This window comes from Saccharothrix sp. HUAS TT1, from assembly GCF_040744945.1.
In the GTDB taxonomy this organism is placed as follows: Bacteria; Actinomycetota; Actinomycetes; order Mycobacteriales; family Pseudonocardiaceae; genus Actinosynnema.
Genome location: NZ_CP160453.1, coordinates 2996037 through 3018678 on the forward strand (window position 1 = coordinate 2996037; position 22642 = coordinate 3018678).

Below are 22642 nucleotides of genomic sequence, written 5' to 3' on the forward strand. Positions count from 1 at the left end.
CGTGGACGTCGTCGCGCTGCACCGGTTCGTCACCGACGCCGGTCGTTCCTGGGACGAGGTCGCCGTCGTGGACGCGGCGGCGCTGGGCCCGCGCCACGCGGTGAACGTGTGCCGGGCGCGGCCCGCCGTCGTCGTCTCCGGCGCCGACCCGGCGGAGCTGGCGAGCGGGCTGGCCGGGTGGCGGCGGTCGCTGGTGGTGCCCTCCGCCGCCGGTGTGTCCACTGTGGACCCGGCGGACGCGGTGGCGCGGCCGTGGCCCGAGCCGGTCCCGGTCCTGTGCCTGGCGGAGCAGGGCTTCGCGCCCGCGGGCGAGGGCTGGGCGCTGCCGGACGACGACTTCGCGCACCGCGACGGCATGGTCGCGGTGGCCGAGGTGCGGGCGCTGGTGCTGGCCAGGCTCGCCCCGCGCCCCGGCGTGCTGGTGTGGGACGTCGGCGCGGGTCCGGGCGCGATCGGCGTCGAGTGCGCGCGGCTGGGCGCGGCGGTGGTCGCGGTGGAACGCGACCCCGTGCAGTGCGTGCGGATCATCGCCAACGCCTCCGCGCACGGCGTGGACGTGCGGGTGGTCGAGGCGGCCCTGGACGACGCGGGCGAGCTGCCCCGGCCGGACGCGGTGTTCGTCGGTGGTGGCGGCGCGGAGGTGGTGCGGCGGTCCGCGCGGTCCGGCGCCCGGCGGGTCGTGGTGGCGACCCCCGACCTGGACCGCGTGCTGCCCGCGCGGGACGCCCTGCTGGAGGCCGGTTACCAGGTCGAGGGCAGCCAGGTGGCCGCCGCCCGGCTGACCGGCGGCACGTTGCTGGCCACCAACCCGGTGACCGTGCTGTGGGGGGTGAAGAAGGCGTGATCGGGGTGTTCGCCGCCGGCGAGCGGGGGCGGCGGGCCGCGGTCGAGCTGGCCGGGTTCCTCGGGCCGGACGCGGTGGTGCCGGACGGGCCGATCGGCCCCGCGTTGCGCGCGCTGTGGCCGCGGCTGGGCTCGGCGGTGTTCTTCCTGGGCACGGGGGCGACCGTGCGGCTGGTCGCGCCGCTGCTGCGCGACGAGCGCGCCGATCCGGGCGTGGTGTGCGTGGACGGCGGGTTCGCTGTGGCGCTGCTGGGCGGCTCGGACGCGCTCGCGGGGCGGATCGCCGACGTGCTCGGCGCGCAGGCCGTGACCACCTCCGCCGCGGTGGACTCGCCGCTGGACGAGCTGGTGGAGCTGCTGGACGCCACCGTGGGGGGCGACCTGGCCGGGTGCGGCGAGGCGGTGCGGCTCGGCGAGCCGGTGGCGCTGGCCAACCCGCTGGGGTTCCCGCTGCCCGCGCTGCCGGACAACGTGGTGGTCGGCGCGGGTCACGGGGCGGCGTGGACGGTGCTGGTGGACGACCGGGTGCCGAAGGGCCCGGTGGACGACCACGTGGTGCGGGTCGTGCCGCGCACGCTGGTCGTGGGCGTCGGGTCGGGCACGGGCGTGTCGGCGGCGGCGGTGTCGGCGGCGCTGGCGCGGCTGGAGGAGCAGCGCGGGCTGGACCTGCGGGCCGTCCGGGCCTTCGCCACGCTGGACCGCAAGGTCGCCGAGCAGGGCATCGCGGACGCCCTGGAGGACTGGGGCTTCTGGCACGACTCGACCACCGCGCCGCTGCTGGCCTACCCGGGCGAGGAGCTGGCGGTGATCCCGGTGCCGAACCCGGCGGAGCTGGCCATCGGCATCCCGAGCGTGGCCGAGGCGGCGGCGCTGCGCGGCGCGGCGGAGCTGTCCGGCGGCGGTCGGGTGGAGATCGCGGCGGAGAAGGTGAAGGGCGACGGGGTGACCGTCGCCGCCGCCCGGGTGCTGCCGCGCGGCCGGTTGGCGCTGGTGGGCCTGGGCCCCGGCGGCGCGGACGAGCGGACGCCGCGGGCCGAGGCGGAGCTGCGGCGGGCGTCGGTCGTGGTGGGCAGCGAGGAGTGCGTGGCGCAGGTGCGGCACCTGCTGCGGCCGGGCACGCGGGTGCGGGCCGACGGCGCGGTGCGGTTGGCCGAGGAGGGCGCGGCGGTGGCGTTCGTGGACGCGGGCGCGGGACCGGTCGTTGCGGGGCCGATTCGGGCGGATGTCGTTCGTGTGACAGGCGTCACTCGTCAACTGTGAAGTCGTCAGGGACCGTCGAAAGGCGGTTGTCGCTGCCGCCGTCTTGGTCCTAGCTGGAGGTGCGCCCGGAACAGGGGCGTCCCTGCACTGAGAGGACCGACATGGCGAAAACCCTGCATCGCCTGATCACCGCGCTGGCCGCCGCCGTGGCCGCGATCGGCCTGATGACCGTCGCGCCCGCGTCGGCCGAGACGTCCGACACCGGTGTGTCGCCGTTCATCGTCGGCGGCTCCCGCGTGTCGACCAGCACCTACCCGTGGGTGGTCTACCTGGCCACCAGCACCGGCGGCCAGTTCTGCGGCGGCACGCTGGTCAAGGCCAACAAGGTGGTGACCGCCGCGCACTGCGTGAGCGGTCGCAGCGCGTCCAGCACCCGCGTGGTGCACGGCCGTGACGACAAGCAGAGCACGGCGGGCACCGTGGCCACGGTGAGCTCCATCTGGGTGCACCCCAGCTACCGGACCGCCAGCTCCGGCTACGACGTCGCGGTGCTGACCCTGGGCACCAGCATCAACTCCACCTACCTGCCGCTGGCCACTCCGTCCGACACCGCCCTGTACGCGGCCAACACGAGCGCGCGCATCTACGGCTGGGGCACCACGTCCTCGGGCGGCTCGGCGTCGCGGTACCTGCTCGGCGCGACCGTGCCGGTGACGTCCGACGCGACCTGCCGCACGGCGTACTCCAACTACAGCAACACGTCGATGGTGTGCGCGGGCTACCCGCAGGGCGGCACCGACACCTGCCAGGGCGACTCGGGCGGTCCGCTGGTGGCGGGCGGCAAGCTCATCGGCGCCACCTCGTTCGGCCGCGGCTGCGCCCTCGCCGGTTACCCCGGCGTGTACGCGCGGATCGCGTCGTACTACTCGGTGATCACCGCGCAGCTGTAGTCACCCGCGCGGGCTCGCGGCCGGGCTCTCCCCGGTCGCGGGTCCGCGCCGTGATGTGGAGCACCCGTGTTGGACAGGACATGTCCGGTGTGGATGCTTCTACCCATGCACGGTGAACAGCACTACCTCGTGGGCCTGGACCTGACCGGCCGGCGGGTCGTCGTCGTCGGCGGCGGCACGGTCGCGCAGCGCAGGCTGCCCAGGCTGGTCGCGGCGGGCGCCAGGGTCGAGGTGATCTCGCCCGAGGTGACGCCGTCGGTCCAGGGGATCGTCGACGGCGGCGAGGCCGCGTGGCAGGCCAGGGAGTACGCCGACGGCGACCTGGACGGCGCCTGGTACGTGCTGGCCTGCACCTCCTCGACCGAGGTGAACGCCAAGGTCGCGGCGGACGCCGAGGAGCGCCGCGTGTTCTGCGTGCGCGCCGACGTGGCGGTGAAGGGCACCGCGGTGACGCCGGCGGTCGGCGAGCACGACGGCCTGCTGCTGGGCGTCCTCGCGGGCGGGCAGCACCGCCGCTCGGCGAGCGTGCGGGACGGCCTGCTCTCGGCGTTGCGCGACGGTTCCACCGCCGACCACCACGACCAGCCGGCCGGGGTGGCGCTCGTCGGCGGCGGTCCCGGCGACCCGGACCTGATCACCGTGCGCGGTCGCCGGCTGCTGGCCAGGGCGGACGTCGTGGTGGCCGACCGGCTCGCGCCGCGCGAGCTGCTGGACGAGCTGCCGCCGCACGTCGAGGTGGTGGACGCGGCGAAGATCCCGTACGGCCGGGCGGCGACGCAGGACTTCATCAACACCACGCTGGTCGAGCACGCGAAGGCCGGCCGGTTCGTGGTGCGCCTCAAGGGCGGCGACCCGTACGTGTTCGGGCGGGGTTTCGAGGAGCTGGTCGCGTGCGCCGAGGCAGGCGTGCCGGTCACCGTCGTGCCGGGGGTGACCAGCGCGTTCGGCGTGCCGGCGCTGGCCGACGTGCCGGTGACGCACCGCGGCGTCGCGCACGAGGTGGTGGTCGTGTCCGGGCACGTCGCGCCGGACGACCCGCGGTCGCTGGTCGACTGGTCGGCGCTGGCGCGGTTGAGCGGCACGGTCGTGATCCTGATGGGGGTGGAGCGGGCGGCGGCGTTCGCGGACGCCCTGATGGCGGGCCGCCCGGGCGGCACGCCGGTGTCGGTGATCCAGGAGGGCAGCACCCGGACGCAGAAGGTGGTGCGGTCCACGCTGGCCTCGCTGGCCGCCGACATCGCCGAGCACGGCATCCGCCCGCCCGCGATCATCGTCGCGGGACCGGTTGCCGCGCTGGCCGGGGAACTGCCCTTCCGCTCCTGAGCGCGACCACCGCCCCGGCGGCCACGACCACGACGAGCCCGGCCAGGGCGGCCACCGTCGTGCCGCCGGGGTGGACCAGCGGCTCACCGCGCAGCGCCTGCCACACCAGCAGCCCGAACAGCCCGGTGTGGCCGAGCGCGGCCACGGCGACCAGGCGGGTGCGGACCCGTTCGGCCAGGCCGAGCGCGATCAGCCCCAGGACCAGCAGGATCATCACCTGCAGGCCGTGTTCGCCAGGAACACGGCCGGGATCGCAGTGCCGAACGTGACCTGCGTGAACCGGTTCAGCGGGTCGTCGGAGGTGTTGTAGTGGGTGAACATGCCCCGGCCCGCCTGGACGGCGATCAGCCCGACCTCCACGAACATGATGACCGCGATGAACGTCGCGGTGCCGGACGTCCACCGCTTCCCCTTGTGCGGCAAGGACAACATCCACGACAGGCTGGCCGAGTAGACCGCCGGCGACACCGCGAACTTGAACGGCTTCGCCCACAGCGGCGCGCCCCGCAGCACCCGCCCGCGGGATCACTGGTGCGGGCCCCGCGCCCGGAGGTGGGGCAGGCCCTGCCCCCGGACGGGGTGTGACAATGGCGTCGAGGCCCGGTCGCGACGGCGGGCCGCGCGGAACGGGGTCGGCGTGGCGGTGTGGGTTCGGCTCGCCGGGGTGGGGCTGGCCAAGGTGCGGTTCGCCTACTCCCCGGTGTTCGAGACCGTCATGGCGGTCGACGGTCTGCGCACGCCGGGCGCTCATGCCGTGCACCTGCCGTGGGTGCGGTGGGCGCGGGAGCGGGTCGACGGCATCGCCGGCCTGGACGCGCTGCTGGCCCGGTTGGACGGCCCGGCGAAACCGGCCGACCTGATGCCGGTGCCGGACGTGCGGATGCCCGGCCTGGAGGCCGAGCTGCGGCACGTCGCGCGCCCGGAGGCCGATGTCATCCGCCGCTGCCACGAACGGCTCATCGCGCCGCACTGGGAGCGCATCACCGCCGTCCTCGAAGCCGACATCGCCGCGCGCGCCGCGACGTTGGCCGACAAGGGTGTCGAGGCGGTGTTCCACGACCTGCACCCGGAGGTCGCCTGGGCGGACGGCGAACTGGTGCTGCACCGCAAGCCGGAGCACCGGGTCGACCTGGCCGAGCACGGGCTCGTGCTGTGCCCCAGCGTGTTCTGCTGGCCGAAGGCGTGGATCGCGCTCGACCCCGTCGGCCAGGGCGTGCTGCGCTACCCGGCGCGCGGCATCGGCGCGCTGTGGGAGGACCGGGGCGCGCCGCACGACCTGGCCGCCCTGATCGGCCGCACCCGGGCGCACCTGCTCGCGCTGCTCGAAGCGCCGAGGAGCACGACCGACCTGGCGGCGGCGCTCGGCGTCACGGCGGGCGCGGTGTCCCAGCACATCGGCGTGCTGCGGGCGGCCCGGCTGGTGACCACGCGGCGCGAGGGGCGGCACGTCCTGCACATGCGGACCACGCGGGCGGACGCGCTGATGAGCTGAGGTAATGGGTTGCGTGCAGAGGATGCATTGGATTTATGTCCGCTGGTCAAGCACCTTTAACCGGTGACCGATTCACTGCAGGACACCCGCGTCGTCGTCATCGGGGGCTCCCACCTCGGGCGGCACCTGGCCGAGAGCTTCACCGCGCTGGGCGCGGACGTCATCACCGCCAGCCCCCGGCACGGCACGCGCCTCGACCTCGCCGACGAGCGCGGCGTCGCCGAGTTCGCCGAGACCGTCGGCGAGGTCGACCACGTCGTCTCCACCGCCGCCATGCCCGCCAACGGACCGCTGCGCGACCTCGACGCCGACGGCATCCGCCGGGCGTTCGACGCGAAGGTCGTCGGGCCGCTGCTGCTGGCCAAGCACCTGCGCGTCACGCGGTCGTTGACGGTGTTCTCCGGTTTCGCGGCGTGGCGACCGCAGCGCGACCGGGCCGTCATGGCCGTGACCAACGGCGCGGTGCGGTTCCTGGTGGAAGCCCTGGCCGTCGACCTGGCGCCGGTCCGGGTCAACGCCGTCTCGCCCGGCATCGTCGACTCGGGCGCCTGGCCGCCGGAGTTCCTGGCCACCGCCGGCGACCGCGCCCTGACCGGCGGCGTCGGGCGGCCGGAGGACGTCGCGCAGGCCGTCCACTACGCCGTGACCAACCCGTTCGTCACCGGCGCCGTGCTGCACGTGGACGGCGGCGCCCGGTTCGCCTAGGCGCTCGGCTTCGGCCTGGACCCGGTCATCGAGGTCGCCTCGTCCGCCGCCGTGGCGTGGCAGTTCTCGGGCTCCGACCAGGAAGCATGAGCTGGGCCCGGCCACCTGCTGACCGAGTACCGTTCGCCACGAGCACCACATGCAGCGGCTCGGTCACTGCCAGTGCGGCGGGAGGCGTGGATGGACGAACCGGTCGGCCGAGAGCGGGAACCCGCTCCTCCGGAGATCGGCGCGCGGGTCCGGTCGATCAGGAGGCGTCGGGGCCTCCCGCTCGAAGCGGCCGCCGGTCTGGCGGGGATCACCAAGGGCTACCTCTCCATGCTCGAACGCGGGCAACGCCGGTTCGAGCGGCGCGGGCTGCTGGAGGACATCGCCCGAGCCCTGGGCTGTTCCGTCACCGACCTCACCGGGCAGCCGTACCTGCCCGGTGATCGCGCGAGCGCCGAGGCGCTGGCCACGCTGCCGTCGATCTCGGTGGCCCTCTACGACACGACCCTGCACGACGCGCCGGACGTACCCGCCCGCCCGCTGCGCGAGCTGGTAGCCCAAGCGGCGCGGGCCAACGAGCACTGTGCGCACAGCCGCTACTCGCAGGCCGGACGCGGTCTCGGCGCGCTGCTCACCGACCTGCACGTCCACGTGGTCACCGGCAACGCCGCCGATCGCAGGGTCGCGCTCGCGGCTCTGGTGGAGGCGTGCGTGGTGGCGTGCGGCGTCGCGCGCAGCCTCGGCAACGCGGACCTGGCGGTGACCGCCGCCGGGCGGGGTGGGGAAGCGGCCCGGCGGCTGGGTTCTCCGGCCCTGCTCGGATTCACGGCGATGGCCGGCGCCGGCGCCCTGAGCCGGTTGGGCGCCCGGCACCGCGCCGGGAAGGTCGCGGCGTCGGCCTTGGACCGCCTGGCAGACGTGGCGGACCCCACCGCGCCGGACACCGCGGCCGCCGAGGCGGCGGGGATGCTGCACCTGTCGGTGGCGCAGCTGGCGGCGAAGTCCGGGCGGCCCGACGACGCGGCGGCGCACCTGGCCGAGGCCGCCGCGCTGGCGGAGCGGACCGGCGAGCGCAACGCCCTGTGGTTCAGCTTCGGTCCGGCCAACGTCCGGGCGTGGAGCCTGTCGGTGGCGGTCGAAGCGGGTGGAGGTCCGGCCGAGGCGGAACGGATCGAGGCGACACCCGGCTACGCGGACGCCCTGACCGCCGCCGACCGGCGCGCCGCCCTGCACTTCGACCTGGCCCGCGCCTACGGCCAGGCGGGTGGTGCGCGGGACGGAGCAGCGCTGCGGCACCTGGACACCGCCGACCGGATCGCGCCACAGCGGGTCCGCCACGACCCGGTGGCCCGCGAGCTGCTGGTGGAACTCGACCACCGCGCCCATGTGCGGTCGTGGGAGTTGCGGTCGTTGAAGAACAGGCTCGGCGTGCGTTCACAGATTGTGAACGGCTGACCACCCGGACGTCATAGCGTCCCGTCGGGAACGGGAACGAGCCGTCCGTCCGGAGTCGACAGGGAGAAGTGTCGAAGTGATGCAGGAAAGTCCCGGTGTGCAGATTTCCATCGGCGCCCAAGTGGTGACGAAGGCGCGGGTCGAGGTCTCCGGTGCTGTCGAGTGCCGTCGGGTCGGCGCCGAGGCGGTGTTGTCGTTCGCCGGTGGGGCGCTGGAGGTGGTCCTGACCGAGCCCGCGTTGGAGAAGTTGGTCGACGAGGCCCAGGGAGTGTTCGACACGCTGCTTGAGCAGCACTGACCTCCGGCATTTACCGGCCCCGAACAACGAAAAGCAGGAGTCCCCGGCAAAGGGGACCCCTGCTTTTACCCTGCCACAGGGGTCTGACAGTTTCGGGCCGTCAGACCCCTGTGGACCGTGATCTGTGGACTAGTACGTCGCCCGACGAGGACGACCGGCGCTCGAACCGCCGCGTTCGCGGTCGAAGCGGCCGCCGCGGAAACCGCCGCTGCCGCCGGCGGCGCCGCCGCTGCGCCGAGGACCGCCGCCACCGCCGCGACGGGCGCGGACGGGGACCTCCGGCTCGACCACGGGGATGCCGCTCGGCACCCGCGCGCCGGTGATGCGGACCAGTTCCTCGTCACCCGGGCGGACCTTGGTGGAGACCGGGCGGATGCCCGCGCGCGTGGTCAGGCCCTGCACGGCGCGCCGCTGGTCGTGCGTGACCAGCGTGACGACCGTGCCCGACTGGCCGGCCCGCGCGGTGCGGCCCGCGCGGTGCAGGTAGTCCTTCGGGTCGGCCGGCGGGTCGACGTGCACGACGAGGCTCACGTCGTCCACGTGGATGCCGCGCGCCGCCACGTCGGTGGCGATCAGCACCGGCATGCTGCCCTCGCGGAACTGGCCGAGGACGCGCGTGCGCGCGCTCTGCGCCTTGCCGCCGTGCAACGCGCCCGCGTGCACGCCCATCGACCGCAGCTTCTTGGCCAACCGGTCCACGTGGTGCTTGGTGCGCACGAACATGATCGTCCGGCCCTCGCGCGCCGCGACCTCGGTGACCACCGACTGCTTGTCCTCGGCGGACACGAACAGCAGGTGGTGCTCCATCGTGGTCACGCTGCCCGTGGGCGGCGACACCGAGTGCACCACCGGGTCGTGCAGGTACTGGCGCACCAGCTTGTCCACGTCGCCGTCCAGCGTCGCGGAGAACAGCAGCCGCTGACCGTCCTGCGGCGTCAGGTCGAGGATCGCCCGGACCTGCGGCATGAAGCCCATGTCCGCCATCTGGTCGGCCTCGTCCAGCGCGGTGAACATGACCTCGGACAGGTCCGCCGTGCCCTGCCGGACGTGGTCGGACAACCGGCCGGGGGTGGCGATCAGCAGGTCGACGCCGCGGCGCAGCGCGTCGGTCTGCCGCGGGAACGACGTGCCGCCGACGACCGTGCGGCACCACAGGCCCAGCGCGCGGGCGAACGGGCTGAGGGCTTCCTCGACCTGCATCGCCAGCTCGCGGGTCGGCACGAGCACGAGCGCGCGCGGCTTGAGCGGCTTGGCCCGGCCACCGGCCAGGCGGGACAGCAGCGCCAGGCCGAACGCCAGCGTCTTGCCGGAGCCGGTCTGACCGCGACCCAGCAGGTCGCGGCCCGCCATCGCGTCGGGCAGCGTGGCGGCCTGGATCGGGAACGGTTCGGTGATGCCCGCCTGGGTGAGCGCGCGCAGCAGCTCCTCGGACAGGCCCAGCTCGGCGAACGAGGGCAGCGGGCCCTCGGGCATGGTGCTCTCGACGTGGTCGGGAATGGTGGTCGTCAGCTCCGCGGTGGGAGCGGGACGACGGTTGCCCTGGCCAGGGCGCCTGCTGCGGGGCTTGCGGAACTGCTGCTGGCGCTCGGAACGGCCTTGGGACATTGTCGGCAAAACAAACCTCCGGGACACGGCACGTCTCGAGGATTGCTCTGCTGAAGCAGGCGCGATCGCGGGGACGGGCCCGGCGCGCGGATCGCGCCGATAGTGGTTGGGAAGCACCACCGGCCACTCTGGCGGCCTGGGGCGCTCAGTGGCGCCACCGGGCGGTGCACCACTCAGTCTAGCTGATCACGCGCCGTGATCCGGCACCACGACGGTGTTCTGTCGCACACGGGTGGCGAACGGGTCGGTCACGCGCTGGTGAACGAGGGCGTGCGGCGTGGTGGTTCCCAGGCCGGGTTCGACCCGGGAACCACCACCTGACCTGCGGTTCGACCACCGGTCGACCCGTTCTCGTCCGATCCTGATCATCCCGAACGGTGATCACCGATCGGGGGTGGAGGTCACCGCAGACCCGCGAGATCCAACAACGACTCGGTCACCTCGCGCGGTTCCGCCAACTCCGGCGGCAGCCCGCGCGCGGTGAACCAGCCCGCGACGTTGCGCACGTCCCGCTCCAGGAACTCCGGACCGCGGGGGTTCGCCGCCAGGTCCACCACCTGCGGCAGGTCGATCACGACCAACCGCCCGTCGTGCACCATCAGGTTGAACGCCGACAGGTCGCCGTGCGCCAGGCCCGCGCCCGCCATCACGCCCAGCGCGTCCACCAACTGCCGCCACAGGTCCAGCAACCCGTCCGGCTCCGGCCGCAACTGCGCCAACCGCGGCGCCGCCGCGCCGTCCGCGCCGACGAACTCCAGCAGCAGCTCGGTGCCGTCCCGCTGCACGGGGTACGGCACCGGCGCGCCCAACTGCCACAGCTTCGCCAGCGCCGCGAACTCGGCCACCGCCCACCGCTCCGCGATGAGGTTGCGGCCGAACGCGCTGCGGTTGGTCATCGCGCGCATCTCCCGCGACCGCCGCATCCGACGGCCCTCCAGGTAACCCGCGTCCCGGTGGAACAGCCGGTGGTCGTTGCTGCGGTACCGCTTCGCCGCCATCAGGCAGGACCGGTCGGTGCCGGGCATCGCGCGCTCCAGCAGGAAGACGTCCGCCTCCTTGCCGGTCTTCACGATCCCCAGCTCGCGGTCCACCGCGGACAGGTCCGTGACCAGCCACGACGGGTGCGGCTTCGGCCCCTGGTCGGCGTCGCCCCAGGTGGACCACCGGTCGCCGGAGTCCGGGACGTCAGCGGCGAGCGCGTCCTCCCGCATCTGGGCGAGGCGGTCCTTGGCCTCTTCGGTGAGCCGGCCGCGCCGGCCCGGCTCGACGTCGCCGTCGGCGCGCGCCGACGACTTCTTGGTCTTCTTGGCCCGCCAACGCAGGTCGTCGGCGTGGTCGAACTCGGATTCGAAATCGGCGTAGTTCTCGTGCTCGCGCACTGGATGTGCTCCAGGTGAAGGGGGTGAACGCCCCACCCGGCGCGGTGTGGTCCTTCGCGCGGGGTCGCGTCAGGCGAGAGGGGCGAGCGGACGGGTCGGCGCCACGTCCCGGACAGCTGTCGCCATGCGGCACCTCCTCGACTCCGCCGTGGTCTGCCACCACCGGCGCTCCACGCGTTCGCACAGGCTGCCCGCCCTCGTCGCACGGGCGCAACCGATTTACCGCCGCGACGGCTAGCGGGCCTCCACCCGGTAGCTGCCGCGCTCGCCCAGCCACGCCTTGGCCAACTGCGCGATCACCAGCGAGTCGTGCCGCAGCACCCGTTCGTCGTGCCACCGCTCGGCCGTCGGCGCGACCGCCAGCATCCGCTTCCGGGCCGTGCCGCTGAACTCCACCAACGCCTCCACCGCCGGTCCGACCGCCTCCGGCGCGAGGGGGTCGGACGCCTCCGCGCACGGCAGTTCGAGGACCGCGCCGCCGAACGTCGCCGAAGTGCCGAGGTCCCGGGCCAACTGGTGCTCCACCGACTCCGCGTTCACCTGCCGCTGCCGCCAGGTCCGGTCCGCCAGGGCCAGCCGCAGCCCGAGCAGGCGGGCCAGGCACACCCCCGACCACACCTGCCGCAACACCGCCGGCGCGTCCAGCTCGCCCGACCGCAGGTCCTCGGTGACCCCCCGGAGCTGCGCGGACGTCACCGCTTCCGACCTCGGGTGATCGCGGGTGTCGCCGGGGGTGTCGCCAGGTGTGTTGGAGGTCACCCGGTCATTCTGACATCAGCATCACGACAGGTGACAAATCGCTCGCCCTCGGTCACGCAAATGGCGGTTATCGGTGTGAAAAGGACCTTCGGTAATCCTTCGGTGCGACGCCCACCACGGACACGAAGTGGTGCCGCAACAAGGCGGCCGTGCCGAAACCGCAGCGGTGCGCCACGTCCTCCACGGCGAGCTGCGTCTCCTCCAGCAGCTGACGGGCGAGCAGCACCCGCTGGGTGGTCAGCCAGCGGTGCGGCGTGGTGCCCGTCTCGGCGGAGAAGCGGCGGGCGAACGTGCGCTCCGACATCGTCGCCCGTTCGGCCAGGCTCGTCACGGTGTGCTCGTGCTCCAGGTGGTCCTGGAGCCACGCGAGCAGCGGCTGGAGGCTGTCGGCCCGGTGCGGTGCGGGCAGCTCCACGAACTGGCGCTGACCGCCGTCGCGCTGCGGCGCGACGACCATGCGCCGCGCGATGGTGGCGGTGGCGGCCGCGCCCAGCTCGCGGCGCACCACGTGCAGGCAGGCGTCGATGCCGGCCGCGGTGCCCGCGCTGGTGACGATGTCGCCCTCGTCCACGAACAGCACGTCGGGGTCGACCTCGGCGCGGGGGAAGCGCTCGGCCAGGTCGGCGGCGTGGCTCCAGTGGGTGGTGCAGCGGCGGTCGTCCAGCAGGCCCGCCGCGCCGAGGACGAACGCGCCGCTGCACACGGAGAGCAACGTGCTGCCCCGGCGGTGGGCGCGCAGGATGGCCTCGACGACAGCGGGCGGGTACTCGTCGCGGATCGTGACGGCCGGGACGGCGACCAGGTCGGCGCGGTCGAGGGCGTCGAGGCCGTGGTCGGGGGTGAGGGAGGCGCCGACGCTGGTGCGGATCGGCGTGCCGGGGCGTTCGCCGCAGACCAGGAAGTCGATCGGCGGGATGCCCTCCTCGGTGCGGTCGATGCCGAAGACCTCGCAGATCACGCCGAACTCGAACGGCGCGAGGCCGTCGATGACCACGGTGGCGACGGTGCGGAGCATGCGCTCAGGGTAGTTGGCAGGATCTTGACGTACAACGGCACACCTGCCAATTGTGGCAGGTTCTTGTGGGTCGCACAGTTAGTGCCATGACCGCGATCCTCTTCGCCCTGGCAGTAGTGGCACTGATCGGCTACGGCCTGGAGCGCAACCACCGACGTCAGCTCCGCCTCGACCCCGGCCTGTCCGGGAGCGCCAACGCGGACGACCGCGACCTGCCGCGCGTGACGGCCGACCTGCACGCCACGGCCACCCGCGCGAACTCCCGCCCCGCGACGGCGACCCCGGCCCCGGCCAACCCGGCCCCGACCACCCACCGCCCGACCACCCGCCGACCGACCGCCCAGGTCCGCTCGGTCCACGCGGCCTGACCCCCGGCCGTCGACGGTCGGTCACACGATCAGGTCGGCCGCGTCACGCCCGGTCGGCTCCACCCGCAACCCGGCCTTCGCGGCGACCTTCAGCAACCCCTTGAGGTCGGTCGGCTCGGCCCGCGACTTCACGATCGCCTGCGCGAGCCGACCCTTGTGCGCCTTGTTGAAGTGGCTGACCGCGTTGCGCCGCCCCTTCGCGTCCTCCGTGACCACCCTGATCACCGCCGCGTGCGGGATGCGGGCCAGCGACGTGTACGGACTCGACCGCAGGTCCACCACGAACCCGTCCGCGGCCGCCAGCACCGGTTCGAGCGCGGGCCGCCACAGCGCGCCGAGCGGCCCGACGGACGGCAGCGCGCTGCCGCCGGACAACCGGTACGCGGGGATCGGGTCCCCGCCGCCGACCACCCCGAACAACGCCGACGCCACCGCCAGGCGCCTGAAGGCCCGGGCCTTCTCGGCCTTCGTCAACGAGTCCAGGCCGAGCGCGTCGTACAGCACCCCGGTGTACCGCGCGAGCGCCGGCAGGGTGGGCGAGCGGCGGAGTTCGGCGTTGCGCCCCACCTCGCCGGCCTGGCGCTCGGACAGCCCCAGCGCGGCGAGGCTGGCGGGCACGTCGGCGGCGAGGTCGGCCAGGGCGTCCAGCAGCTTGCCGCGCACGGGGTTCAGCTCGGGGTGCGACAGCAGGTCGAGGTCGAGCGGCGCACCGGAGCCGCCGAGGGCCTTGGTCTCCGACGGGGGGAGCAGTACGAGCACGGCGGTCAGGCTAGGCGCTCACCCCTCGTCCGCTCGCACGCCCCGCCCGCGCCTCAGGCCGGTTCCCCGAGCTGGCCGACGCAGAACTGGTTGCCCTCCGGGTCGGCCAGCACGGTCCACGTGAGCCCCGGCACGGTGTGCTCGCCCACTTCCGTCGCCCCCAGCCCCACCAGCCGGGCCACCTCCGCCGCCCGGTCCGGCACGTGGGCGTCGAAGTGGACCCGGTTCTTGCCCGGCGTCGGGTCGTCCACCCGCTGCAGCCCCAGCTGCACACCGCCCCCACCGCCGGGCGCGAGGACCAGGAACTCGTCCCAGTCGTGCTGGACCGACGTGCCCAGCGCCCTGGTCCAGAACTCCGCCAGCCGCTGGGGGTCGGTGGTGTCGATGGTGATCATCCCGATGCTCATGGCCATGGCCGGCACGCTAGACCCGCGCACCGACAATCCCGATCACCACCGCCGGACCGCCGTCGGCCGACGCCGGTCCGGCGACGCGCCCAGGCGGAACCCGTTGGAACTGATCAGGGGCGGTTCACTACCCTTTCCCGGACAACCCGCCCACGAGGAGCACCCACCGTGATCACGAGGATGTCGTCGCTGTTCCTGCGCACCCTGCGCGAGGACCCGGCCGACGCCGAAGTACCCAGCCACAAGCTGCTGGTCCGCGCCGGCTACGTCCGCCGCGTCGCGCCGGGCGGCTACTCGTGGCTGCCGCTGGGGCTCCGGGTGCTGCGCAACATCGAGCAGGTCGTGCGCGAGGAGATGGACGCGTTCGGCGCGCAGGAGATCCAGTTCCCCGCGCTGCTGCCGAAGGAGCCCTACGAGGCGACGAACCGGTGGACCGAGTACGGCCCCAACATCTTCCGCCTCAAGGACCGCAAGGGCGCCGACTACCTGCTCGGCCCCACGCACGAGGAGCTGTTCGCGCTCACCGTGAAGGGCGAGTACTCGTCGTACAAGGACTACCCGGTCACGCTCTACCAGATCCAGACCAAGTACCGGGACGAGGCGCGCCCCCGCGCGGGCATCCTGCGCGGCCGCGAGTTCGTGATGAAGGACTCCTACTCCTTCGACCTCGCCGACGAGGGCCTGGCGCACTCCTACCAGCAGCACCGCGACGCCTACATCCGCATCTTCGACCGGCTGGGCATGGAGTACGTGATCGTCTCCGCCACGTCCGGCGCGATGGGCGGGTCGGCGTCGGAGGAGTTCCTGGCGGTCGCGGCGACCGGTGAGGACACCTTCGTCCGCAGCACGGAGTCCGGCTACGCGGCGAACGTCGAGGCGGTCACCACGCCCGCGCCCGCCGAGCAGGACCCGGCGGCGCAGCCCGAGGCGCAGGTGCACCACACGCCGGGGACGCCGGCCATCGAGTCGCTGGTCGCCTTCCTGAACGCCAACACCGACCGCTCCTTCACCGCCGCGGACACCTTGAAGAACGTCCTGGTGAAGACGAAGAAGCCCGGTGACGAGGACTGGCAGCTGCTGGCCGTCGGCCTGCCCGGCGACCGCGAGGTCGACCTGAAGCGCCTGGAGGCGGCGGTCGAGCCGGCCGAGGTGGCGATGCTGGAGGAGGCGGACTTCGCCCGCAACTCCTTCCTGGTCAAGGGTTACATCGGCCCGGCGGCGCTGCTGGCCAACGGGGTCCGCTACCTGGTCGACCCGCGCGTGGTGCGCGGCACCGCGTGGGTGACCGGCGCGGACAAGCCCGACCACCACGTGGTGGACCTGGTCGTCGGCCGCGACTTCACGCCGGACGGCACGATCGACGTGGCCGAGGTGCGCGAGGGCGACCCGTCGCCGGACGGCAAGGGCGTGCTGGTCGCCGCGCGCGGCATCGAGATCGGGCACATCTTCCAGCTCGGCCGCAAGTACGCGGACGCGTTCTCGCTGGACGCGCTCGGCCCGGACAGCAAGCCCGTCCGGATCACCATGGGCTCCTACGGCATCGGCGTGTCCCGCCTGGTCGCGGCGATCGCCGAGCAGAGCCACGACGACCGGGGCCTGATCTGGCCGCGCAACGTCGCGCCCGCCGACGTGCACGTGGTCGTCGCGGGCAAGGACGAGACGCTGCTCGCGGGCGGCGAGAAGCTGGCCGGCGAGCTGTCCGCCGCCGGGCTGAAGGTGCTGCTGGACGACCGCAAGGCCAGCCCGGGCGTGAAGTTCGCCGACGCCGAGCTGATCGGCGTGCCGACGATCCTGGTGGTGGGCCGCGGCCTGGCCAACGGCCTGGTCGAGGTCAAGGACCGGCGCACCGGCGAGCGCGAGGAGGTGCCGGTGGCCGACGCCGTCCAGCACCTGCTGACCGTCGTCAGGGGCTGACGCCCAGGACGGCGGCGACGAGCGCGGTGGTGTCGGACAGGTCGTCCAGCACCACGTGCGCACCCGCTCCACGCAGTTCCGCGACCCCGCTGCGGCCCGTCGCCACACCGATGGCGACGGCGCCGTGGCGGAGCGCGGCGTCCACGTCGTGCGGCGTGTCGCCGATGACGACGGTCCGGAACTCGCGGTCGTGCTTGGCGGTGGCCAGCCGCACGGCTTCCCGCACCAGGTCGGGCCGGTGCTCGGACAGCGCGCCGTAGCCGCCGATCCCGAGGTCCAGGTGCTCGTCCAACCCGAACGCGGCCAGCTTGAACCGGGCGATCTCCACCAGGTTGCCGGTCACCAGCGACTGCACGACGTCGTCCCGCGCCGCCAACGCCCGCAGCGCCTCCAGCACGCCCGGCAGCACGTGCCCCTGCACGGGCAGCATCCCGCGTTCCCTCTCGGCCACGTCGACCAGGGCCGCGTGCAGCCGCGCGACCAGCTCGTCGGTGGGCTCCAGGCCGTGCACCGCCAGCACTTCGCGCGAGATGGCGCGCTCGGTGCGCCCGGCGAACACGACCGACCGCACGACGTCCAGGCCCGCCGTCGCGCGCAACGCGGTGCGGTACCACTCGCGCCCCAGGCCCCGCGCGTCGATCAACGTCAGGTCGATGTCCCACAGCACCAACGTGTTCACGACCGGCGCACGCTCTCCAGGATGCGCGTCACGTCGTCGTCCGACGGCCCCTCGGCCACGTGCGGCCCGCCTTGGGCGACGTTGAGCACGAAGACCGCCACCTCGGCGCCGTTGCGCACGGCCACCGCGCTGACCGTGGCCTTGGGCGCGTAGCAGGCGTTGGCGGACTTGGGCGTCACCTCGACGCTGAGCCGGACCACCCCGTCGTCGGAGCCCTCGACCCGGGGTTCGGTGATCTCGGGCGCCGCGCCGGCGATCGTGTAGCCGCCGGCGGCGATCCGGTTCACCAGCTCGGTGGCGACCTGCTCGGGGTCGTCGTCGATGACCGAGCCGGACACCGACTGCGCCTGGATCATGCTGCGGCCCTGGCACTGGAACGGCCGGGACACGTGCGACTCGGACAGCGGCACCCGCCCGGACGCGCCGCCGCCGGTGGACTCCCACGACGGCGGCAGCTCGTAGGCCAGGCCCGCCTCGGTGTCGTCCACCTCCTGCCAGTCCGGCGCGGCGGAGGTCGACGTGGTCGGTGGCGCGTCGGCCCGGTCGTCGCCGGCGTTCAGCACGACGAACGCCGTGACGCCGCCCGCCACGAGCAGGACGGCGACGACGGCCAGCGCGATCCACAGCGGCGCGCGGTCCGGTCGCTTCGGCGGTGGCTGCTGGTAGACGCCCAGCCCGGTGTAGCTCACCGGCCCAGCGACCGGACGGAGTCGACCATGCCCTGCAGCTCGGCCTCCGTCGGCGGCTTCGGCTCGGCCGGACCGCCTTCGAGGTCGCCGTTGGCCATGAACACGTGCAGCGCCTTGTCGCCTTGGAGCACCAGCACCTTCACCACGCCCTTGGTGGCCAGGCACGGGTCGCCGGACGTGGTGGCGACGGCGTCGACCTGCACGCCCTCGACCTCGCCGCGGGTGCCGGCGATCTTCACCGGCTTGGGCTCGCCGAGCTTCACCTCGGACTGCGGCGCGGAGTTGTAGTACTGGGTGGCGAGCTTCTGCGCGAAGTCCTTGGCGGTCGCGGTGAGGTCGGCCCGCGGCACCAGGACGCCGCCCGCGCCACCCCGGTTGAAGCCGCTGTCGCCGCAGTCGTAGGCGCCGGTGACGGTGAGCCCGGTCAGCTCCACGTCGTCCATCCCGTCGACCGGCGCGGTCCTGGGCGAGGGCGACCAGCCCTTGGGGACGTCGTAGCTGTACGCGAGGGCGGGGACCGGCAGGCAGTTCCAGCCGGCCTTGACCGGCTCGCAGGTGGCGTTCGGCGCGCTGGACGCGGTCGACCTCGGCGTGCCGGTGGTCGTCGTCGTGGTCGCGCTGCTCGTGGTCCCCTGGACGACCGGGGTCGAGTCGTCCGGGCGGGTCAGCACGAACGCGGTCACGCCGCCGCCGACGAGCACGACGATCACGCCGATCGCCAGCCACAGCTTGGTCCGGTCCTTCTTCGGCGGGGGTTCGTCACCGCCGGAGAACACGCCGAGGCCGCCGTACGAGCCGCCGTAGCCCTGCTGCTGCGGGTAGACCGGCTGCGGGTAACCCTGCTGGGGGTGGCCTTGGTCCTGCGGGCCCCAGTCGCCCCGGCCGGGCTGGCCGCCCCAGCCGGACTGCCCGTCACCTGGGTGAGTCACGGCGTGAACCGTACCCGCTCGCACCGACAACCCGACCCGCTCCACGTAATTCATCACGCGTTGACTTCTGTCGGCGGCACGCCGTAGCCTCCAATTCAACACATGATGAACTACTGGGGAGGGAACCATGGCCGCACTGCACGACCGGCCGCCCGCCGTCATCGCGGTGGCCACCGCCGTCGTGGGCGCGTTGATCGCGCTCGTGCTCGGCCTGCTGACGTTCGGCGTCCAGGCGACGGCGCACCCGGACGCGGTGCCGCTCGCGGTCGCCGTCGACGCGGACGCGCCGCCGCAGCTGCGCGGGGTCGCCGACGAGCTCGCCGCGAGCGACGCGGCGGAGGTCGCGTGGCGGGTGGCCGCACCCGACGAGGCGCGGGACCTGTTGTCCCGGCAGGAGGTCTACGGGGTCCTCGAACTCGCGCCCGGCGGCGCGAAGGTGGTGCTCTCCGGCGCGGTGAACCCGGCCGGCGCGCAGGTCGCCCAGCAGGTGCTCACCGGCGTCGCCCAGGCGGCCGGGACGCAGCCCGAGGTCGTCACGCTGAACCCGTCGTCGGCCGCCGGTCGGACCGCGCCGCTGGCCGCGAGCACGCTGCTGTGGATCGCAGGGCTGGTGGCCGCGGCGGCGTTCACGCTGGTGGCGCGCAAGCCGACCACGGCCGCACGGCTGACGGGCGTGCTCACCGCGACCGCCCTCGGCGTCGCCGTGGTGGCGGGCTTCTTCGCGCTGTGGGACTCGACCCTGCCGCTCGGCTGGGGCGTGCTCGGCTACCTGGCCCTGGTCGGGGCGGCGTTCGCGCTGGTCCAGGGCGCGCTGCTGAAGCTGCTCGGCATCCGCGCGATGGCCGTGCTCGGGCCGCTGTACCTGATCGCGCCCGCCGTCGCGGGCCAGGCGCCGGAACTGCTCGACCCCGCCTACCGGGCGCTGCTGTGGTCCTGGACGCCGTTCCGGTTCTCGGCCGAGGGCCTGCGCGCCCTGCTGCACGGCGGTTCGCCGGACGCCGCCCAGGTCTGGGTGTTCGCCGCGCTCGCGGTGGTCGGGCTGGCCGTGCTGCTGCTACCCCGCGAGGAAGGACAGCCGGACCTTGCGGACGGGGTTGTCGACGTTGGTGTCGACCAGGCAGACCGACTGCCAGGTGCCGAGCGCCAGCACACCGCCTAGCACCGGGATCGTCGCGTGCGGCGGCACGAGCGCGGGCAGCACGTGGTCGCGGCCGTGGCCGGGCGTCCCGTGCCGGTGCCGCCAGCGGCCGTCGGCGGGCAGCAGCTCGCGCAACGCCGCCAGCAGGTCGTCGTCGCTGCCCGCGCCGGTCTCCAGCACCGCCAGGCCCGCGGTGGCGTGCGGCACCCAGACGTGCAGCAGCCCGTCGCCCTCCACGCCGGCCAGGAACTCCTCGCAGGCGCGGGTCAGGTCGTGCACGACCTCGGTCGAACCGGTGCGGACCTCGATCTCTTCGCTGAGCATGCCTGCAGAGCTTACGAACGGGATCGCGGTGCGGCCGGGCCGCGCGGTCGGGCAGGATGCCGGTCGTGATCCACACCGCGCTCGTCACCGGGGCCAACCAGGGCATCGGCGCCGCGACCGCCAAGGCCCTCGCGGCCGCGGGCGCCAACGTCGTCATCACGTTCCTGCGGTTCGCGCCCGCGCCGGACCCGAGCCTGCCGCGGGACTACTTCACCGCGCGCGAGTCGACCGCGGACGACGTGGTCGCCGCCATCACCGAGGCGGGCGGCCGGGCGCACGCGGTCGAGGCCGACCTGGCCGACCCGCTGACGCCCGGGCGGCTGTTCGACACCGCCGAGCGGGTGTTCGGGCCGGTGGACATCCTGGTCAACAACGCCTCCAGCTGGGTGCAGGACACGTTCCTGGCCGCCGAGACCGACCAGTTCGGCCGGGTGCTGCGGGCCGTGACGCCGCAGACGTTCGACGCGCAGTTCGCCGTCGACGCGCGGGCGGGCGCGCTGCTGATCGCCGAGTTCGCCCGGCGGCACATCGCCCGCGGCGGCAACTGGGGCCGGATCGTCGGCCTGACCTCGGGCGGCCCGCTCGGGTTCCCGAGCGAGGTGTCCTACGGCGCGGCGAAGGCGGCGCTGGACAACTACGCCATGTCGGCGGCGGCCGAGCTGTGGCCGCACGGCATCACGTCGAACGTGGTCAAGCCGGGCGTCACCGACACCGGCTGGGTCAACGACGCGGTGCGCGCCGAGCACGTCGTGTCGCAGCCGGAGGACGTGGCCGACGTGGTGGCGTTCCTGTGCTCGGACGCGGCGGGGAAGGTGACGAAGAACGTCATCAGCCTGCGCTGATACCACCCGGGTTGGTATTACCCGCTGGTAACATAGCCGTCGTGAAGGCTTCCCGTCTGCGCCGCGGCATGAACCTGTGGCCACCGTTCCTGTTCGCCGGCATCCGCGTGGTCGAGCTGTCCGACGACTACCGCCACGCCCGGGTCCGGATGCGGTTGCGCTGGTGGAACCGCAACTACGTGGGCACCCACTTCGGCGGCTCGCTGTTCGCCATGACCGACCCGTTCTGGATGCTGCTCGTGCTGCACCACCTCGGCCGCGAGCACCTGGTGTGGGACCGGGCGGGCGAGATCGAGTTCGTCAAGCCCGGCCGCGGCACCGTGCACGCCGAGTTCCGGCTGACCGACGAGCGGCTGGCCGAGGTCCGCTCGCTCGCCGAGGGCGGCGGCAAGGCGCTGGTCTGGTTCGCCACCGACGTGGTGGACGAGGCGGGCGACGTCGTCGCGCGCACCCGCAAGCAGGTCTACGCCCGGCGCAAGGACCGCAAACCGGTGGACGGCGGGGTCGCCGAGCACGTGTGATGACCACATGCGCTCCGCCTTCGGCACGACGTTCGACGCACCCCCCGGCTACCTGAACACCGCGAGCATCGGCGTTCCCCCGACGCCCGCGGCCACCGCCGTCGCCGACGCCGTGCGGCGGTGGTCCACCGGCGCGGACGGCCCCGACGTGGCCGACTCCCGGGTGACCGCGGCGCGCCGGGCGTTCGGGCAGCTGGTCGGGGTGCCGGGCGAGCGGGTGGCGGTGGGCGCGTCGGCGTCCCAGCTCGTGGCCCTGGTCGCGGCGAGCCTGCCCGCCGACGCGTCGGTGCTGGTGGCCCGCGGCGAGTTCACCAGCCTCACGTTCCCGTTCGCCGCCCGCGGCTTGCGGATCACCGAAGTCGATCTCGACGGGATCGCGGCCGAAGCGGGCGCGCACGACCTCGTCGCGGTGAGCGTCGTGCAGTCCGCCGACGGCCGGATCGCGGACCTCGAAGGGCTGCGCGCGGCCGGCGTCCCGGTGCTGCTGGACGCCTCCCAGGCGGTCGGCTGGCTGCCGCTCGACCTGGCGTGGGCGGACTGGGTGGTGGCCATCGGCTACAAGTTCCTGATGTCGCCGCGCGGCTGCGCGTGGCTGGCGTGCTCGCCGTCGGCGTTGGAGCGCACGGTGCCGGTGGCGGCCAACTGGTTCGCCGGTGACGACCCCTGGGCCACGGTGTACGGGCTGCCGCTGCGGCTCGCGCCCGACGCCCGGCGGCTCGACCTGTCGCCCGTCTGGCTGTCCCAGCACGGCGCGGCCGAGTCGCTGCCCTACCTCGCGTCGCTCGACCTGGAACGGGTCCGGGACCACAACGTGGCGCTGGCCGACGGGCTGCTGGCCGGCCTCGGGCTGCCTGCCCGCGGGTCGGCGATCGTCTCGCTCGACCTGGCGGGCGCGGGGGAGCGGTTGGCGGCGGCGGGCGTCCGGTCCAGCGTCCGCGCCGGGCGCGTCCGGCTGGCGTTTCACCTGTACAACACGGTGGCCGATGCCGATCTGGTGCTCAGAGCGCTCGCCTGACCCTCTTCCGTTACCGTGGGTCTTTGTGTCGGTTCCTCCCGAATC

At 73.9% G+C, this 22642-nt stretch carries 25 protein-coding genes and 1 pseudogene; 14 read left to right on the forward strand and 12 right to left on the reverse strand.

Translation table 11 applies throughout. The features are described from left to right. The first annotated feature begins 1 nt into the window (after position 1). From AB0F89_RS14845 to cobA, 4 genes are all read left to right on the forward strand, one after another. The gene (locus AB0F89_RS14845; protein WP_367136503.1) at positions 2-844 is read left to right on the forward strand and encodes a precorrin-6Y C5,15-methyltransferase (decarboxylating) subunit CbiT; all 843 of its coding nucleotides are present in this window, start codon (positions 2-4) and stop codon (positions 842-844) included. Beyond that, positions 841-2103, forward strand: a complete 1263-nt coding sequence (locus tag AB0F89_RS14850) for a cobalamin biosynthesis protein (protein WP_367136505.1) — start codon at positions 841-843, stop codon at positions 2101-2103. Before AB0F89_RS14845 ends, AB0F89_RS14850 begins: the two co-directional genes overlap by 4 nt. A 101-nt stretch (positions 2104-2204) precedes the next feature. Continuing rightward, positions 2205-2993 (forward strand): trypsin-like serine protease, encoded by a 789-nt coding sequence (locus tag AB0F89_RS14855; RefSeq protein ID WP_367136507.1) that lies wholly within the window; start codon positions 2205-2207, stop codon positions 2991-2993. A 105-nt stretch (positions 2994-3098) separates the two neighbouring features. Continuing rightward, positions 3099-4316 (forward strand): uroporphyrinogen-III C-methyltransferase, encoded by a 1218-nt coding sequence (gene cobA, locus AB0F89_RS14860; RefSeq protein WP_367136509.1) that lies wholly within the window; start codon positions 3099-3101, stop codon positions 4314-4316. On the opposite strand, the gene AB0F89_RS14865 is transcribed toward cobA, so the two are convergent. Both AB0F89_RS14865 and AB0F89_RS14870 read right to left on the reverse strand, forming a co-directional pair. After that, complete coding sequence (locus AB0F89_RS14865; RefSeq protein WP_367136510.1) at positions 4261-4530, reverse strand: hypothetical protein; 270 nt, start codon at positions 4528-4530, stop codon at positions 4261-4263. The genes cobA and AB0F89_RS14865 overlap by 56 nt on opposite strands. Next, the gene (locus tag AB0F89_RS14870) at positions 4530-4829 is read right to left on the reverse strand and encodes a hypothetical protein (RefSeq protein ID WP_367136512.1); all 300 of its coding nucleotides are present in this window, start codon (positions 4827-4829) and stop codon (positions 4530-4532) included. Before AB0F89_RS14870 ends, AB0F89_RS14865 begins: the two co-directional genes overlap by 1 nt. Positions 4830-4953: 124 nt before the next feature. Between AB0F89_RS14870 and AB0F89_RS14875 the strand changes: the two genes are divergently transcribed. The 4 genes and pseudogenes from AB0F89_RS14875 to AB0F89_RS14890 all read left to right on the forward strand — a co-directional run bounded on the left by AB0F89_RS14875 (position 4954) and on the right by AB0F89_RS14890 (position 8254). Continuing rightward, complete coding sequence (locus tag AB0F89_RS14875) at positions 4954-5808, forward strand: DUF5937 family protein (protein WP_367136514.1); 855 nt, start codon at positions 4954-4956, stop codon at positions 5806-5808. Between the two features lie 63 nt (positions 5809-5871). Further along, positions 5872-6600: pseudogene (locus tag AB0F89_RS14880) on the forward strand (SDR family oxidoreductase); the annotation flags it as partial. 93 nt (positions 6601-6693) lie between these two features. Further along, entirely contained in the window at positions 6694-7956 is a 1263-nt protein-coding gene (locus AB0F89_RS14885; RefSeq protein WP_367136516.1) for a helix-turn-helix domain-containing protein, read from the forward strand. Between the two features lie 97 nt (positions 7957-8053). Continuing rightward, on the forward strand, positions 8054-8254 hold the full coding sequence (locus tag AB0F89_RS14890) for a hypothetical protein (RefSeq protein ID WP_367136518.1): 201 nt from the start codon (positions 8054-8056) through the stop codon (positions 8252-8254). A gap of 129 nt (positions 8255-8383) precedes the next feature. Here AB0F89_RS14890 and AB0F89_RS14895 read toward each other — a convergent pair whose 3' ends face one another. The 4 genes from AB0F89_RS14895 to AB0F89_RS14910 all read right to left on the reverse strand — a co-directional run bounded on the left by AB0F89_RS14895 (position 8384) and on the right by AB0F89_RS14910 (position 13012). Continuing rightward, positions 8384-9727, reverse strand: a complete 1344-nt coding sequence (locus tag AB0F89_RS14895; RefSeq protein WP_367138868.1) for a DEAD/DEAH box helicase — start codon at positions 9725-9727, stop codon at positions 8384-8386. A 533-nt stretch (positions 9728-10260) separates the two neighbouring features. Next, positions 10261-11181: a serine protein kinase RIO gene (locus AB0F89_RS14900; RefSeq protein WP_367138870.1), complete on the reverse strand. Its 921-nt coding sequence runs from the start codon at positions 11179-11181 to the stop codon at positions 10261-10263. A 291-nt stretch (positions 11182-11472) separates the two neighbouring features. Next, positions 11473-11997 carry a hypothetical protein gene (locus tag AB0F89_RS14905; RefSeq protein ID WP_367136520.1) on the reverse strand — a complete coding sequence of 175 codons (525 nt, stop codon included), beginning with the start codon at positions 11995-11997 and terminating at the stop codon, positions 11473-11475. A 67-nt stretch (positions 11998-12064) separates the two neighbouring features. Then, on the reverse strand, positions 12065-13012 hold the full coding sequence (locus AB0F89_RS14910) for a helix-turn-helix domain-containing protein (protein WP_367136522.1): 948 nt from the start codon (positions 13010-13012) through the stop codon (positions 12065-12067). Positions 13013-13098: 86 nt separating this feature from the next. Here AB0F89_RS14910 and AB0F89_RS14915 point away from each other — a divergent pair, with 86 nt between their 5' ends. Then, positions 13099-13380 carry a hypothetical protein gene (locus AB0F89_RS14915; protein WP_367136524.1) on the forward strand — a complete coding sequence of 94 codons (282 nt, stop codon included), beginning with the start codon at positions 13099-13101 and terminating at the stop codon, positions 13378-13380. A gap of 21 nt (positions 13381-13401) precedes the next feature. Here AB0F89_RS14915 and yaaA read toward each other — a convergent pair whose 3' ends face one another. Together yaaA and AB0F89_RS14925 are read right to left on the reverse strand one after the other, a co-directional pair. Then, positions 13402-14139 (reverse strand): peroxide stress protein YaaA, encoded by a 738-nt coding sequence (yaaA, locus tag AB0F89_RS14920; RefSeq protein ID WP_367136526.1) that lies wholly within the window; start codon positions 14137-14139, stop codon positions 13402-13404. Between the two features lie 53 nt (positions 14140-14192). Further along, positions 14193-14552 carry a VOC family protein gene (locus tag AB0F89_RS14925; protein WP_367136528.1) on the reverse strand — a complete coding sequence of 120 codons (360 nt, stop codon included), beginning with the start codon at positions 14550-14552 and terminating at the stop codon, positions 14193-14195. A 162-nt stretch (positions 14553-14714) separates the two neighbouring features. On the opposite strand from AB0F89_RS14925, the gene AB0F89_RS14930 reads away from it, so the two are divergent. Then, positions 14715-16460, forward strand: a complete 1746-nt coding sequence (locus AB0F89_RS14930) for a proline--tRNA ligase (RefSeq protein ID WP_367136530.1) — start codon at positions 14715-14717, stop codon at positions 16458-16460. Here the strand turns inward: AB0F89_RS14930 and AB0F89_RS14935 are convergent. The 3 genes from AB0F89_RS14935 to AB0F89_RS14945 are packed head-to-tail and all read right to left on the reverse strand — an operon-like array spanning position 16450 to position 18757. Continuing rightward, positions 16450-17139: an HAD family hydrolase gene (locus AB0F89_RS14935; RefSeq protein WP_367136532.1), complete on the reverse strand. Its 690-nt coding sequence runs from the start codon at positions 17137-17139 to the stop codon at positions 16450-16452. The genes AB0F89_RS14930 and AB0F89_RS14935 overlap by 11 nt on opposite strands. After that, on the reverse strand, positions 17136-17828 hold the full coding sequence (locus tag AB0F89_RS14940; RefSeq protein ID WP_367136534.1) for a hypothetical protein: 693 nt from the start codon (positions 17826-17828) through the stop codon (positions 17136-17138). Before AB0F89_RS14940 ends, AB0F89_RS14935 begins: the two co-directional genes overlap by 4 nt. Further along, positions 17825-18757: a hypothetical protein gene (locus AB0F89_RS14945; protein ID WP_367136536.1), complete on the reverse strand. Its 933-nt coding sequence runs from the start codon at positions 18755-18757 to the stop codon at positions 17825-17827. Before AB0F89_RS14945 ends, AB0F89_RS14940 begins: the two co-directional genes overlap by 4 nt. 127 nt (positions 18758-18884) lie before the next feature. Here AB0F89_RS14945 and AB0F89_RS14950 point away from each other — a divergent pair, with 127 nt between their 5' ends. Further along, complete coding sequence (locus tag AB0F89_RS14950; protein ID WP_367136538.1) at positions 18885-19916, forward strand: ABC transporter permease; 1032 nt, start codon at positions 18885-18887, stop codon at positions 19914-19916. On the opposite strand, the gene AB0F89_RS14955 is transcribed toward AB0F89_RS14950, so the two are convergent. Beyond that, positions 19812-20219 (reverse strand): YjbQ family protein, encoded by a 408-nt coding sequence (locus AB0F89_RS14955; RefSeq protein ID WP_367136540.1) that lies wholly within the window; start codon positions 20217-20219, stop codon positions 19812-19814. The two genes, AB0F89_RS14950 and AB0F89_RS14955, sit on opposite strands and share 105 nt — an antisense overlap. A gap of 56 nt (positions 20220-20275) precedes the next feature. Here AB0F89_RS14955 and AB0F89_RS14960 point away from each other — a divergent pair, with 56 nt between their 5' ends. The 3 genes from AB0F89_RS14960 to AB0F89_RS14970 are packed head-to-tail and all read left to right on the forward strand — an operon-like array spanning position 20276 to position 22597. After that, positions 20276-21061 (forward strand): SDR family oxidoreductase, encoded by a 786-nt coding sequence (locus tag AB0F89_RS14960; protein WP_367136542.1) that lies wholly within the window; start codon positions 20276-20278, stop codon positions 21059-21061. A 41-nt stretch (positions 21062-21102) separates the two neighbouring features. Then, a complete protein-coding gene (locus AB0F89_RS14965) occupies positions 21103-21582 on the forward strand; it encodes a DUF4442 domain-containing protein (RefSeq protein ID WP_367136543.1) in 480 nt (159 codons plus the stop codon). A gap of 7 nt (positions 21583-21589) precedes the next feature. Then, positions 21590-22597, forward strand: coding sequence for an aminotransferase class V-fold PLP-dependent enzyme (locus tag AB0F89_RS14970; RefSeq protein ID WP_367136545.1), 1008 nt, complete (start codon positions 21590-21592; stop codon positions 22595-22597). Positions 22598-22642 lie beyond the last annotated feature (45 nt).

Coding starts and splice junctions, on each gene's coding strand:
- AB0F89_RS14855 (WP_367136507.1), top strand. CDS start 2,205: ATGGCGAAAACCCTGCATCGCCTGATCACCGCGCTGGCCGCCGCCGTG.
- cobA (WP_367136509.1), top strand. CDS start 3,099: ATGCACGGTGAACAGCACTACCTCGTGGGCCTGGACCTGACCGGCCGG.
- AB0F89_RS14865 (WP_367136510.1), bottom strand. CDS start 4,530: ATGATCCTGCTGGTCCTGGGGCTGATCGCGCTCGGCCTGGCCGAACGG.
- AB0F89_RS14885 (WP_367136516.1), top strand. CDS start 6,694: ATGGACGAACCGGTCGGCCGAGAGCGGGAACCCGCTCCTCCGGAGATC.
- AB0F89_RS14895 (WP_367138868.1), bottom strand. CDS start 9,727: ATGCCCGAGGGCCCGCTGCCCTCGTTCGCCGAGCTGGGCCTGTCCGAG.
- AB0F89_RS14910 (WP_367136522.1), bottom strand. CDS start 13,012: ATGCTCCGCACCGTCGCCACCGTGGTCATCGACGGCCTCGCGCCGTTC.
- AB0F89_RS14915 (WP_367136524.1), top strand. CDS start 13,099: ATGACCGCGATCCTCTTCGCCCTGGCAGTAGTGGCACTGATCGGCTAC.
- AB0F89_RS14925 (WP_367136528.1), bottom strand. CDS start 14,552: ATGGCCATGAGCATCGGGATGATCACCATCGACACCACCGACCCCCAG.
- AB0F89_RS14950 (WP_367136538.1), top strand. CDS start 18,885: ATGGCCGCACTGCACGACCGGCCGCCCGCCGTCATCGCGGTGGCCACC.
- AB0F89_RS14955 (WP_367136540.1), bottom strand. CDS start 20,219: ATGCTCAGCGAAGAGATCGAGGTCCGCACCGGTTCGACCGAGGTCGTG.
- AB0F89_RS14960 (WP_367136542.1), top strand. CDS start 20,276: ATGCCGGTCGTGATCCACACCGCGCTCGTCACCGGGGCCAACCAGGGC.
- AB0F89_RS14970 (WP_367136545.1), top strand. CDS start 21,590: ATGCGCTCCGCCTTCGGCACGACGTTCGACGCACCCCCCGGCTACCTG.